Origin of the sequence: Peptoclostridium sp., from assembly GCF_009881055.1 — a bacterium.
Classification (GTDB): Bacteria; Bacillota; Clostridia; order Peptostreptococcales; family Peptostreptococcaceae; genus Peptoclostridium_A.
In genome coordinates this window covers 112,467-125,381 of sequence record NZ_WXFG01000024.1, presented here as the reverse complement: position 1 = coordinate 125,381, position 12,915 = coordinate 112,467, and the positions used below count along the sequence as shown (strand labels likewise).

12 protein-coding genes are annotated in these 12,915 nt (G+C 42.2%); 6 read left to right on the top strand and 6 right to left on the bottom strand.

Annotated elements, in window-relative coordinates; genetic code table 11:
- Nucleotides 1-124 precede the first annotated feature (124 nt).
- The 4 genes from GT589_RS06720 to GT589_RS06705 form a co-directional block, all read right to left on the bottom strand.
- Complete coding sequence (locus GT589_RS06720) at nucleotides 125-1,048, bottom strand: anti-sigma factor domain-containing protein (protein WP_293397881.1); 924 nt, start codon at nucleotides 1,046-1,048, stop codon at nucleotides 125-127.
- Nucleotides 990-1,766, bottom strand: a complete 777-nt coding sequence (locus tag GT589_RS06715; RefSeq protein WP_293397879.1) for a sigma factor — start codon at nucleotides 1,764-1,766, stop codon at nucleotides 990-992. The genes GT589_RS06720 and GT589_RS06715 overlap by 59 nt, the downstream gene beginning before the upstream one ends.
- A 165-nt stretch (nucleotides 1,767-1,931) precedes the next feature.
- The gene (locus GT589_RS06710) at nucleotides 1,932-3,326 is read right to left on the bottom strand and encodes an S-layer homology domain-containing protein (RefSeq protein WP_293397877.1); all 1,395 of its coding nucleotides are present in this window, start codon (nucleotides 3,324-3,326) and stop codon (nucleotides 1,932-1,934) included.
- Between the two features lie 176 nt (nucleotides 3,327-3,502).
- Complete coding sequence (locus tag GT589_RS06705; protein ID WP_293397875.1) at nucleotides 3,503-5,344, bottom strand: S-layer homology domain-containing protein; 1,842 nt, start codon at nucleotides 5,342-5,344, stop codon at nucleotides 3,503-3,505.
- Nucleotides 5,345-5,542: 198 nt separating this feature from the next.
- On the opposite strand from GT589_RS06705, the gene GT589_RS06700 reads away from it, so the two are divergent.
- The 6 genes from GT589_RS06700 (at nucleotide 5,543) to GT589_RS06675 (ending at nucleotide 12,114) form a co-directional block, all read left to right on the top strand.
- Nucleotides 5,543-6,532 carry an AIR synthase family protein gene (locus tag GT589_RS06700; RefSeq protein WP_293397873.1) on the top strand — a complete coding sequence of 330 codons (990 nt, stop codon included), beginning with the start codon at nucleotides 5,543-5,545 and terminating at the stop codon, nucleotides 6,530-6,532.
- 112 nt (nucleotides 6,533-6,644) lie between these two features.
- Nucleotides 6,645-8,432 carry an N-acetylmuramoyl-L-alanine amidase family protein gene (locus tag GT589_RS06695; RefSeq protein WP_293397871.1) on the top strand — a complete coding sequence of 596 codons (1,788 nt, stop codon included), beginning with the start codon at nucleotides 6,645-6,647 and terminating at the stop codon, nucleotides 8,430-8,432.
- A gap of 66 nt (nucleotides 8,433-8,498) precedes the next feature.
- Nucleotides 8,499-9,116, top strand: a complete 618-nt coding sequence (locus GT589_RS06690) for a metallophosphoesterase (protein ID WP_293397895.1) — start codon at nucleotides 8,499-8,501, stop codon at nucleotides 9,114-9,116.
- A gap of 15 nt (nucleotides 9,117-9,131) precedes the next feature.
- Complete coding sequence (locus GT589_RS06685) at nucleotides 9,132-10,142, top strand: hypothetical protein (protein ID WP_293397869.1); 1,011 nt, start codon at nucleotides 9,132-9,134, stop codon at nucleotides 10,140-10,142.
- A gap of 88 nt (nucleotides 10,143-10,230) precedes the next feature.
- Entirely contained in the window at nucleotides 10,231-11,145 is a 915-nt protein-coding gene (locus tag GT589_RS06680) for a DMT family transporter (RefSeq protein ID WP_293397867.1), read from the top strand.
- Nucleotides 11,146-11,169: 24 nt separating this feature from the next.
- Nucleotides 11,170-12,114, top strand: coding sequence for a TIGR01212 family radical SAM protein (locus GT589_RS06675; RefSeq protein ID WP_293397864.1), 945 nt, complete (start codon nucleotides 11,170-11,172; stop codon nucleotides 12,112-12,114).
- A 74-nt stretch (nucleotides 12,115-12,188) separates the two neighbouring features.
- On the opposite strand, the gene GT589_RS06670 is transcribed toward GT589_RS06675, so the two are convergent.
- Both GT589_RS06670 and GT589_RS06665 read right to left on the bottom strand, forming a co-directional pair.
- On the bottom strand, nucleotides 12,189-12,428 hold the full coding sequence (locus tag GT589_RS06670) for a hypothetical protein (RefSeq protein ID WP_293397861.1): 240 nt from the start codon (nucleotides 12,426-12,428) through the stop codon (nucleotides 12,189-12,191).
- 24 nt (nucleotides 12,429-12,452) lie between these two features.
- Nucleotides 12,453-12,818 carry a hypothetical protein gene (locus GT589_RS06665; protein ID WP_293397858.1) on the bottom strand — a complete coding sequence of 122 codons (366 nt, stop codon included), beginning with the start codon at nucleotides 12,816-12,818 and terminating at the stop codon, nucleotides 12,453-12,455.
- Nucleotides 12,819-12,915 lie beyond the last annotated feature (97 nt).

Here is a 12,915-nt window from a genome sequence, read left to right as displayed (position 1 = left end):
TAATGCTTTATCATTTGTCTGATTTGGTCTTTACTTAAAATTCCCATAGAAAAAGTGCGTACCTCCTTGAATGATAGTTTGATTATATCAATTCTAAGGAAGATACACACTTTATTTTACACACTCATTTTTTGCTATCGCTGTTTGTTTTATTCGGTTTTCCTTTGGAATTATTTTTGTTGTTGTTGTCTGCTAAGCCGTTGGCGGTATCCGAGTTATTGGTTTTTGAGCTGCCTGATTTGCTGCTCGGCTGAGCATTTTTTTCTGAAGGGCCATTCTTGGACGCTTTGCCGACGTTTTCAGAAACAGCTGGATTTACTGGTTTGGAGGATTCTTCAATAGTTTTGGTTTTGCTTATGACTTCAAAGCCAAGAGTTTCGTATTCCAGAACAGATGAAGCCTTGGAGGCCTTGCTTGCCTTAAGTTCATATTCAAGCACACCAATGCCGCTGTTCTTGGCGTCGTTGTAATTTTTGCTGTTTGATTTCACATATACAACATTCAGATTCTCTATATCAGTGTCTTTAAGAAGCTGCTCGTAAATAGCATTTTTTATGGTCTCTTCCTGTCCGGCATATTTGTTTTTAAGAGGGATTACAGATACTATTATTGTATTTTCATATGAATTCTGAATAGAATTTTCAGCAAATCCGTCCACAGCATGCTCTACGGCAAGACCCAGATATTTATCCTTTGCCATGTTATCTGCTGCCCGAGAATTCGAAGTGATCTCCTTAACTTTCATGTCTTTATCGAGCAGAAGCTCTACGCTGGAGCCGTCATCAAGTGTCATTACGGCCGCATATGAGTAGGGAGAGCCGAATCCACTGGAGAGTCCGAAAATAGAAGCAATTATAAGCACTGCCGCTGCAGATGCAGCGATAAGCTGACGCATGCCACCTGATAGCTTTACGATGTCATCATCGGTAAAAAAAATCTTGCTGCCCTTGGAGCACTTCAAAGGCTTTATTTTAAAATACTCGAAATCCTCACTCATCACTACCACATGATTCTTTTGAACATCCATTACTATACCTTTGCGTATCAAGTGAAATCCTCCTTTCAGCCAGAAGCACATACTCCCTTATATCCTCAAGGTCGCTGTCTAGTGCTATTACGGCTGCTATAATTAGTTTTTTGTTTCGTTGCACGGTCTTGCTAGATACGTTTAAGGCGTTGGATATCATAGTTATTGGCAAAGTCTTTTTTCTGTAAAACTCAGATTTTAATTTTTCGTCATCTACAATAAATCGTGCTATTTTAATGGAATTTTCCCTGGCGTCGCTTCGCTTTGGAGAATCGTCTGCTAGTTGGACAAGCGTTATGCCAAAATCGAGCAGTCTTTTTTCGAAAATTTCTATTTCATCTCTCAGCTCCAAGCCGTGAACAAAGTCTTCCTTGCTTGTAATTCGGTCTGGATCTATGCAATTTTTGTCATCCGCATCAATCGGGATAGCCGGATGAGCAGGCTTTCGTAGATGATCTATTATGCGGCTTCTAATAATTAGCTGTGCGAATGCTATGAAGTTTCCTCGGTCGGAGTCGTACTTGTCTATGGCCTCGCTGAAGGCTTCCAGCGCTATGCTGTATTCCTCGTCGTTTTCGGTTTCCACGTATTTGTGAGTTGTCTTGGTTATAGTCTTTATTATAAAAGGCAGGTATTCGCCTATTATGTTCTCCCGCTCAAGGCTGTCTCCGTCTTGGGCTCTTTTAATTCTATATTCAATTGATTTGTCTTTTTTTCTGAAAAAACTCAAAATAGCCAAGATTTCACCGCCTCTTAAAATATAATACGAAAATCCAGGAATTAATTGTACCTTTTTGAGCTTATATTTTCAAATATATATACTTCTTGGCATGATTGCAACAAAAAAGCTCCCGGATTAGAGACCGGGAGCTTGAAATGCTTATAAGAAAAGTTGCGCTTTTTCTTATAGATCTTTGTCGACAATTATAGTTACAACTTCGTCGGCTTCATCAACTATCAGTTCGACATCGTCGCCAGTATCGATATCCTCAACATCACCCATCTCGTCGTCATTGAAGAATACCTGTACATCATTGTCAATATCGAAAGTTAAGTCTTCAGAGCCATCGATTATTGTTATTTCGTCTTCGTTTACTGCATCAACTTCGCCTTCATAGTTATCAAAATCCTCAAGCTCTCTTGAAAGCTCGATTTTTACTACCATATCGTCTTCATCGACAGATATTTTAACTTTGTCACCCTTTATTACATCATCTACTGTCCCATCTTCTTCATCTTCAAATATGACTTCAACATCCTCGTATATATCGTATTTCTTTTCATTGCTGCCAACTAGAAGGGTAACTTCATCCTCATCTATTGCAAGAACTCTACCGTTGTAGGTGTCAAGTTCTGCAAGTTCATCGTCAACCTCGATTTTTATAACATCTTCATCTTCGTTGACTGTTATTTCGACTTCATCGCCTTCTTCGATGTCATCGATGTTACCTTCCGCATTGTTTTCAAATACCACTTCAACATCCTCGTCAATATCGAAAGTCTCATCTTCATCGTCAATAGAGAGCGTTATTTTATCGCTGTCGATTGATACGACTTCGCCTTCATATTTTTCATTATCATCAATATCATCTTCATCGTCTATTATATTGCCATCTTCGTCTATCCTTTCGAGCAATACTGACATCTCAGCTCTTGTAACTGGCTTGTTAGGAAGGAACATTCCGTTTGGATAGCCATTCATAATCCCGCGGTCAACAGCCACATAAATATAGCCTTCATATCCATCTGGTATGCTGTCGGCATCCTCAAAGTCGATGTCCTCATCCATGCTCTCAATTGCCTCATCTTCAAGGTCAAGAGCCCTTACCATGTATTTGGCAACTTCGTATCTCTTGGCTGCAGAATTGAGGTTTTTCACATCTTCATCATTGATTATTTCTTCATCGAGAGCAAGCTCAACATAGCCTTGAGCCCATGAGCTGACAAGATCTTTAAATTTGAAATTCTTGGAACCGTTTTCGATAAGCTCTTTGTAGGATACAGCCTCTACCTCTTCTCCCGTTACTCTGAGCGCCGTTATTATGGCTTCAAGCTGAGTTACAGGCTTGTTAGGCTGGAAAATGCCATTGCCATAGCCTTTTAGGATGCCTTTTTGAGCCATATTCGAAATAGAGTTCTTAGCCCAAGGCACATCATCAACATCGTTGAAAGAAATATTTGAAATTGCAAAAGTCTTGTTAACATTGACGTTTTTTGGAGCCGCAAATGCCGAAGGAGCAAATGCTGTTGTGGCCATGAGCGCTGATACGGTCAGGGCTATAAGTTTTTTTGTTTTCATACGAATCCCTCCTTAAAATAACATGCGGTTAATTGTTTACATATAAAGGATACGGTAGTTATGGTATTTATTTGTCTCCTTCTCAGTAAATAAAGATATTTATTTTTCAATGAAGCGCTGGTGAGAAGAACAGCTCCCGGACCAGTCATGATTCCGGGAGCTGCATAAAAATCAAGCTATAGTTCCTTGTCAACTATTACAGTAACAACGCCATCATCCTCATCAACGATAAGTTCAACGTCGTCTCCATCGTCTATGTCGTCAACGTCACCCATCTCATCATCATCGAAGAATACCTGAACATTGCTGTCGAAATCGAAGTTTCTTTCAGTGGAGCCGTCCATAATAGTTATCTCGTCAGAGTCGACATAAGTGACTTCACCGTCATATGTGTCGAAGTCCTCAAGATCCCTTGTTAGTTCAACTTTTATTACGTCATCATCAGAGTCGACGTATATTTTAACCCAGTCGCCTTTTATTATGTCGTCAACAGTACCGTCCTGGTCGTCGAACACGACATCCACACTTGCATCCACATCGAAGGTTCTCTCATTGCCGCCTATCAGAAGTCTAATCTCATCCTCGTCTATAGCAAGAACTCTGCCGTTATAGGTGTCGACTTCCTCAAGAGCTCTGTCTACTGTTATAGTTACAACATCTTCATCCTCGTTGACTATAAGCACTACATCGTCGCCATCTTCTATGTCGTTAACATCGCCCGTATCATAGTCATCGAAGAATACCTGAACGCCACTTGCAAAATCAAAGTTTCTTTCTGTAGAGCCATCCTGTATTGTTATTTCATCAGAGTCAACATATTCAACTTCACCATCGTATGTGTCAAAGTCCTCAAGATCCCTTGTTAGCTCTACTTTTATTACGTCATCATCAGAGTCGACGTATATTTTAACCCAGTCGCCTTTTATTATGTCGTCAACAGTACCGTCCTGGTCGTCGAATAGGATATCGACATCAGCATCTACATCAAAGGTCCTCTGATTCCCGCTGACAAGAAGAGTGAGCTCATCCTCGTCTATGGCAAGAACTCTACCAGTGAAGATGTCTTTTTCATCAAGTGCTCTGTCCACATCTATCCTTATAACCTTGTCATCATCATTCACTGTGATTTTAACGTCATCGCCTGCTTCTATGTCGCTAAGGCTTCCTTTCTTGTCGTCAAAAGTTACATAGACAGTATTTGCAAGGTCGAATGTCCTGTCATTCCCGCTGATTTCAAGTGTTATTTCGCGGTCCTGCCTGTCTATAGATACAACTTCACCTGTGAATTTTTCATAATCAGTGTCATAATCCCCGTTTTCATCTATCCTGTATAGGATTATTGCCATTTCAGCTCTTGTGACAGGCTTGTTCGGAAGGAACATTCCATTTGGATATACAGTCATAATTCCTCTGTCTATGGCTACATACACATAACCTTCGTATCCATCAGGAACATTTTCATCATTTTCAAAGTCCAAATCTGCATCCATGTTGTCCTCGGCTTCGTTTTCAAGACCGATAGCTCTGACCATGTATTTAGCAACTTCGTATCTTTTCGCTGAAGAGTTGAGATTTCTCAAATCATCTTCGTCTATTATGCCTTCTTCGAGGGCGAGGTCAACATAGCCTTCAGCCCATAGGCTTATTAGATTTTTAAATTTGAAGTTCTTTTTGCCAAGGCTTATGAGGTCGGCATAAGAGATGGCCTTGGGCTCTTCACCGGCAACTCTTAGCGCCATAATTATCGCCTCAAGCTGTGTTACAGGTTTTTTGGGCTGGAAAAAACCGTTTCCGTACCCTTTGATAAAGCCTTTTTCGGTCATTCTAAGTATCGGGTCCTTGGCCCACTTTACATCATCGTCATCAATATCATTGAATTTAGAGTTCCCAAAAGTGGATTTATTCTTGTTCTTATTGTTTGAATTATTGTTGCCTGGATCTGCATATGCGGCAAGAGCAATCGATGTTGCAATAAGCAATCCCGCGACTACAAGTGAAATAAGCTTGTTTATCTTCATAATAAAGCCCCCCTTTTATAGTGATTCTCGACTGATGAATCACAACTCAAGTTTAAATGACTGCGATAATTATATTTACCCTATAGTTATATTTACCATTTCCATATAAATTCAATCATAAAAATCCAGGTGGCCACATTCGGCTCAACTAGTTTATAATGGATATATGAGAATTTGAACATCTGGGAGGAATTTGAATTGCAAATAGGCAAACTTAGATCAGAGCAGCTTGAAGATATGATTTTCCAAAAGCTTAAGAATAAAAGGGAAGAGGTACTTATAAGACCAGGCATTGGAAGGGACTGCGCCGTTGTCGACTACGGGGAGCAACTGTGCGTTCTCAGCACAGACCCTATAACTGGCACAGCCACCAATATAGGAAAGCTGGTGGTACACATAACATGCAATGACATAGCTGCAGACGGCGTGGCGCCGCTTGGGATAATGCTCACCATAATGCTTCCGCCTGAGACTACTGAAGCCGATGTGGAGAATATAATGAATGATATTATAGCTGAGGCGGACAAGATAAATGTCGACATACTCGGAGGACATACAGAGGTAACAGATGCTGTCAACAGAGTAGTCATATCTGCAACCGGCATAGGCAAGAAGCTGAAATCCAGGCTCGAAGGGGTAAAAAAACCGGCTTCCGGAGACCTTTTGATACTGACAAAGGGCTCGGGCATTGAGGGCACGGGAATAATATGCTACGACAAGGAGGAAGAGCTTAAGCAGGCTCTTGGGGCTGAAGTTGTAGAGCAGGGCAAGCAGTTTCTCGAGAAGCTGAGTGTTGTAAGGGAAGGCGTGATTGGCGGAGAAAACGGTGCCAAGCTTATGCACGATGTTACAGAGGGAGGTTTGCTCGGAGGCGTATGGGAGATAAGCGTGCTGAGCAAGCTCGGGGTCAGGCTCTGGAAGGACAAGGTGCCGGTAAGCCCTGTTACGCAGCTTGTGTGCAGCCATTTTGGAATAGAGCCGCTCAAGCTCATGTCGAGCGGTTCAATGCTCATACTTGCAGACGAGGAAGATGCAGATAAAATACTCGGAGAACTGTCTGTTGCAGGGATTGATGCCTGGGTGATTGGAAGGCTTGAGGATGGCGAGAGAAGAGTAATAGTGGATGGAAACCTCGAGCTGGAGATAGAATCTCCCGAAAGTGACGAACTTTACAAGGTATTGAAATAATTGTTATTTTTGTTACAAAGGCTTTACAATAGGCTCGGTTTTGTTGACACCATGTTTTTGCTGGGTATATGCTTTAAAATATAGAGCAAAAACAAGGAATGGAGGTGCTGCAGTGAAAAAGAACTTTTTATGGTTTGTATCCGTAATTGTAACATATATGCTTTGTTTTACTGGTATGGCTTTTGCAGTTGGAGAGAAGACGGAAAAATTCATAATAGATGAAAAGCTTCAGAATGCATACGTAGTGGACCTGAGTATTGACGGCAAAGCAGTGAATGCCGATGTCCCGCCTATAATACTTAATGACAGGACATTGCTGCCAGTAAGAGCTGTATCGGAGGGAATAGGCTGCAATGTGACTTGGAACCAGAAGACTTCCGAAGTCACCATAGAAAGGGAATACAAGACTATAAAGCTAAAGATAGACAGTTCTGATGTATATGTGAACGGAGTCAAAAAGAAGCTTCCGGACAATGTGCCGGCAAAGATAGTCACATACAAGAATTCTGGAAGGACAATGGTGCCGGCAAGATTCGTACTTGAAGAACTTGGAGCCAGCGTTGATTGGAATTCAAAGACAAGGACACTAGCTGTGAAGAGTCCGGATAGTGCTTTTGATTTTGGGGGAGAGACTAACAGCATAAGCCTTAGCAACATCAAGTGGAGCGGCAACGAGGCTAGGATTGTGACTTCCTCAAAACCGGAGTTCAAGGACTACGTGTTGGCAGGGCCGGAAAGGCTTGTTGTAGATTTGCAGAACACAAGATTTGACATGAGCGCTTATACAAGCAATGTGAGCGAAGGCGCAGTATCCAAAATAAGAGCTTCACAATTCGGACTTGACCCTCTAGTTTCGAGAGTTGTGTTTGATCTCAATGAAGGTTCAAGCTATAAAATCACAGCTGCGAGCGACGGAATAATCATAAAATTTGAGCAAGATAAACCTGTTGTTCCGGAAATAATTGATGAAGGACAACCACTTACATACGGCATGGGTGCAGCTGCGACAAAGCTTAAGATTGCACTAGATAGCACTGTGAAGCTGCTTGACAGCGAGTACTCAAAAAGTGAAGGCAAGCTTTCACTAAAGTTTGATTCTAAGTATTTCAAAAATGAGGCGATGCAGGCTGCGATAAACGACACATATCTTAAGAAAGTTACGGTTTCAAAGGCTTCTTCCGGGTATACATATGTAAACGCGTATTTAAGCGACGGAGCCAAATATGATATTAAAAATTCAAGCACAGCCGTCGAAGTGACATTTACAAGAGAGAGAGCCGCCAAGCCGCTTATAGTCATAGATGCAGGACATGGAGGCAAGGATCCTGGTGCTGTCGGCATAGACACGAAGGTCACTGAGAAGGAGATAGTGATAGATATTGCAGGAAAGCTGCAACGGCTTCTTGAAGATGAGGGCTACAAGACTATAATGACAAGGGAAGACGACACGTTCGTTGATCTTTACAAGAGAGCTGCGATTGCAAATGAAGCCGGGGCGGACATATTCCTGAGCATACACATAAATGCAAGTACAAGCAGGAGCGTTTCAGGAATAGAAACACTCTACTACCCTTCGTCAACAAGCTCATCAGGTGAAGTCGATCTGTATGATGTTTCAGCTGGAACGGCTAGCATTTCAAAGCTCAAGCCTTCGACAGACGGCAAAGGTCTTGCCAGAACGCTGCAGGATGTGCTTATAGCCGAGATGAAAACAGCAAACAGAGGAATAGTAGAAAGGCCAAAACTTGTAGTGCTCAACCAGACTAAGATGACTGCATCGCTTGTGGAGCTTGGATTCATATCGAACTCCAACGAGGAAACACTTCTTAGAACTGACGAATACAGGCAAAGACTTGCTGATGCGCTTTTAAAGGGAATAAAAGAATACTTTTCAAATTAAATACGGAAATCCCCATGCAGCATGGGGATTTTTGATGTTTGAAGGATTGGAGAATCTAAAGTGAGCATGTTCATGACCAAGTTTTACAGGTATCTGGGGTTTGTATACATCCCGCAATATCTTAAGGAACTGGATGAAGACATAATACTCCACATATCTGATACAACTACAAATTTTTTCCAGGATGTAAAAAAGCTTGTTACGGTGCTTAAGCCCAAGTATATTGTACACACAGGAGACCTTGTGGACAACATAAAGCTGCAGTTTCTCTCTGCATCCGAAGGCAGGTACGCCCAGAGGGTCAACACTCTTCTCGAAATAATGGAGGGTTCGTGCGCCGAGAAGATATTCATATCTATTGGAAACCACGACAGCATCAATGCTGTTAAGAACCTTTCGAAAAAGTGCGAGATTATAGACGACATGGACACTATAGACATCGAGGGCATAAAGATAGCAGTAAGCCACTATCCAAGGCGAATAATGGAATACAGCGGAGATGCAAAATACTTCATGTTCGGGCACAGTCTTGAACTTAAAACTCAAATGATAGATGATAAGGTTTATCTCAACGGAATATCGAGCATAAATATTATGACAATAAAGAGCAGACAGATATACAAGCTGCCGTATCCATGCGTAGTCGACGACTGGAGAATGAAAAAGGGCAAGCTGGGATTATAGACGGGAGGAGAATATATGCTTTCGATAGTTAGGGAAGGACCAAGGATACTTGTATTAGAAACTGATTATATAGGAGAGCTGAAAAAGTTTCTGGAAGAAGGCTTTGCTGCAAAGCAGCACGAGCTAAACGAGGCTTTTGAAAGCACGGAGGAAGGCTTTTCGCTAATTTTACTTACGAACAAGGCATCGCAAAATGACTCCTGCGACATAGACGACGTAATACTAGTAACGGCTTGCGATACAGGCACTATACTGAGAGCCATCATTAATGAAAAAAAGAGCGGGATGATAAAAAACGTATTTTCGGGCCCCAGAATAATGATAATGAGGGTTTTTGGAAACGTTGAGAAGGTGGTTGGAAAAATAAGCGAGGAGTTTGGCGCGAAGCGTCTTAAGGTTCTCGACCTTTTGCTTGAATTCAAGAACAAAGGAAATGTAGTTATGTTTACTACAAAGCCATTAAACCAGAAGATGAGGCTTATCGACCTGTATGGAGACGGGCTCCTGATTGACAGGGATTATCTTGCGCTTAGCAAGAAATTCCGCATAGAGGCCCTCAAGTACCTCAACGAAGGTCTTGAAAAGATGGACTGGTATGAGATGGAGATAAGGATATACGACAGATACAGCGCGTATGATTACCACTATGAAAAGCTCATAAAGGTCCTTGAAAACCTCGAGCTAGGCCTGGTGCTTGGCGAAGCTTGGACAAAGGATTATCCGAGGATGTTCATGGCCGTTGGTGTCTACAGGCTGAGATTTTTCTCATTTCATGACCCAGAATACATAAAGAAGGTGCTTATGGGCCTTGAGTATTCAAAGGACGGCATCAGGATAGTCGACTATGACCTTTACTTCAAGAGAAAGCACATCCACTGGTCGGAGGTCATAGAAGACAACATAAGGGCAAGAAATGATCTGGGCATGAGATTCAGAGCCCAGATATACTCGAGGCTGAACGGCAGGCTCTCCAAGGAGATAGCAGAGCTTGATGAAAAGATAATGAAAACTCGCGTGGAAGATTAATAAATAAAAGGGCGCCGCAAAATTTCACTGCGGCGCCTTTTGCGTTGGTGTATAATGGTTATGTCAATAAGAAAAAAAGGAGGCGCACATGGAAAAAATAAACGCTGCAAACGAAGCTCAAAATACTGAAAATGGCGCAATAAAAATACTCATGGTCATGGCGGCGCTTTTCTGGGCCGGCGCATTCATAGCGGGCAAGCTTTCTGTAAGGGAGTTTCCCCCTATATCGCTTACTTTCTTTAGATTCCTGATTGCAAGTGCTGTAATATTTGCGATACTGGCCGTAAAGGAAAGAGACATTCGCATAAAGAGGAAGGATCTGCCTATATTCATAGCACTCGGAGCAATAGGCATGATTGGCTACCACATACTGTTTTTCATAGCGCTAAAATTCACATCTCCTGTAAATGCTGCGCTCATAGGTGCTATCAACCCTCTAGTCACGACAATCTTTTCGGTGATTTTTCTGAAGGAAAAAATAAGAATTGTTAACACACTCGCCATAATGGTTTCGCTGTCGGGCGTCGTGCTTATAGTTACAAACGGCAGCCTTGGATTTTTTGCTGATATGAGGTTCAACATAGGCGACTTGCTCATGCTTGTGGCAGTCGTGTGCTGGGCTGCATATGCTATAATTTCAAAAAAGGCTCTTGCCAAGTACAGCCCCATAAAGGTGACTTCATATGCATTCCTGGTGTGCACAATTCTGCTCCTGCCGTTCCTGCCGTTTGAGAGCCCGATGAAGTTTCTTCCAGGCACTACAATTGGCGGTTGGGCATCTGTGGTCTACATGGCCATTTTCCCGTCTGTGGGAGGATATCTGATACAGCAAATGTCCATAAAGAAAATGGGCCCAAGCAAGACATCGCTTTATGTAAACCTGGTGCCTTTGTTTTCGATGGTTCTTGCATTTTTCATACTCGGCGAAGCGATAAGCGCCGTAAAGGTTGCGGCGGCGGCACTTATAATTGGCGGGGTTTACATGAACACAAAATTCAAATAGAGCTCATGGGGTGAATTTCATATAATGAACAGAAGATATAATGCGTATTCAGACTACCTTGTTGGAAAATATGGAGAAAAGGTATACAGGCTTCCGGTGAACTTGCCACTTACCTGCCCCAACAGGGACGGCCAGGTTGGCGAGGGAGGCTGCACTTTCTGCGCCGAGGTGGGAGCAGGTTTCGAGGCTTTCGATAGCAGCGTCAGCATAAAAGACCAGCTGCTTAGTAACAAGGAGTATATTGGGAGCAAATACAAGGCAAGAAAGTTCATTGCATATTTCCAAAACTACACAAACACATACGTGGACAAGGATACTTTCAGAAACTGCCTTGAAGAGGCCTTGCTTGAGGATATAGTCGAGATAGCCATATCCACAAGACCGGATGCAATAAGCGACGAATACCTTCAGATAATGAAGGAGCTTGAGCAAAAAGGCGTAGCAATATCAATAGAGCTAGGGCTTCAGACGGTTAATTACCACACACTCAAAGCCATAAACAGGGGTCACACTCTGGCAGAGTTCATAGACGCTGTAATAAGAATCAAAAAATTCGGATTCGAGTCGTGTGCACATGTCATACTCAACCTTCCCGGAGATGAAATGCTAGATGTAATAGAGACTGCAAAGGTCATATCGGCGCTTGGAGTGGACGGCGTAAAGCTGCATTCGCTATACATTCCAAGGTGCAGCCAGATGGCTCTAGATTACGAAGGTGGGAAGCTGCAGCTTTCAAGCCTTGATGAGTACGTGAAAAGAGCTGCGACTTTCATGGGGTATCTTTCGCAGGATGTTATAATAGAGCGCCTAGTGGGAAGGGCGCCTGAAGAGGACACGCTATTTTGCAACTGGAACACATCATGGTGGAAGATAAAGGATATGATAGAGCGGTATATGGATGAAAATTACATATACCAGGGCAAGTTCTGTGACTACCTAAACGGCAAGGCTCTTAGAAGGTGGGAGTAAATTGCAGCTGAAATATAAAGGCCTCGAGCTAAGCTTGAAAAAGCTGCAGCGCGAGGCCTGTTTAAATTCAATTATTATAAAAAGTCTTCTCCAAGATATTGCTTGATCAGCTCGGGGCTGCTGTCTGGAGTAACAAGGACTTCCTTTTCTGTTTCCTCAAAGTAAACGAGCACCTCGCACTTGCCTTCGAGGAAGAATTTTTTGACTGTAAAATCAGCAACCTTTCTTATCTGGAGCTTGTTCTTCTTGCTCTTGTCGAACTCCTTTAAGAAATAATGGCCTCTTAGACCTATGACTTTAGTATACCTGTTCAATTATATGCACCGTCCTGTATAATTCTATTTTTTAGTGGCAACCTTTTTCAACACTACAGCAACCATAAGGGCTGCAAAGTAACCAACTATTATGAATTGCAAAGCATTGTTTAGTATGCTGGATAGTGTGTATTTGCCAATCTTTTGCAAGAGCATGTTATTCCAGTCCTTGAAAAGTCCCATGTCTGTAGTTTCGGCAAGATGCGGAACCAGTCCAGTAAGTATCATTGTGAAAGCCGCTAGCCAAACGATGGGCATTATGGGTTTGAGTGCGGCCTGAATAATATAGAAAGCCTTGCTCTGATTTGCGTATACCTGCTGCTTATTGGTGCCTGGCTTCTTATTTTCAGTGAGTACTTGGCTTTTATTTTTGTTTTTTTTCTTTTTCATCCAAATCGTCCTTTCAATTGCATTGTAGTTGACAATTAACACTCGCTGATAATCGTATTATACCATAAATCAACGCTTTGGTTTATAATTAAAGCAT

Bases quoted from the DNA above. Each gene is read 5' to 3' on its own strand.
- GT589_RS06710 (WP_293397877.1), bottom strand. From the start codon at position 3,326: ATGAAAACAAAAAAACTTATAGCCCTGACCGTATCAGCGCTCATGGCC.
- GT589_RS06705 (WP_293397875.1), bottom strand. From the start codon at position 5,344: ATGAAGATAAACAAGCTTATTTCACTTGTAGTCGCGGGATTGCTTATT.
- GT589_RS06690 (WP_293397895.1), top strand. From the start codon at position 8,499: ATGTTCATGACCAAGTTTTACAGGTATCTGGGGTTTGTATACATCCCG.
- GT589_RS06685 (WP_293397869.1), top strand. From the start codon at position 9,132: ATGCTTTCGATAGTTAGGGAAGGACCAAGGATACTTGTATTAGAAACT.
- GT589_RS06680 (WP_293397867.1), top strand. From the start codon at position 10,231: ATGGAAAAAATAAACGCTGCAAACGAAGCTCAAAATACTGAAAATGGC.
- GT589_RS06675 (WP_293397864.1), top strand. From the start codon at position 11,170: ATGAACAGAAGATATAATGCGTATTCAGACTACCTTGTTGGAAAATAT.
- GT589_RS06665 (WP_293397858.1), bottom strand. From the start codon at position 12,818: ATGAAAAAGAAAAAAAACAAAAATAAAAGCCAAGTACTCACTGAAAAT.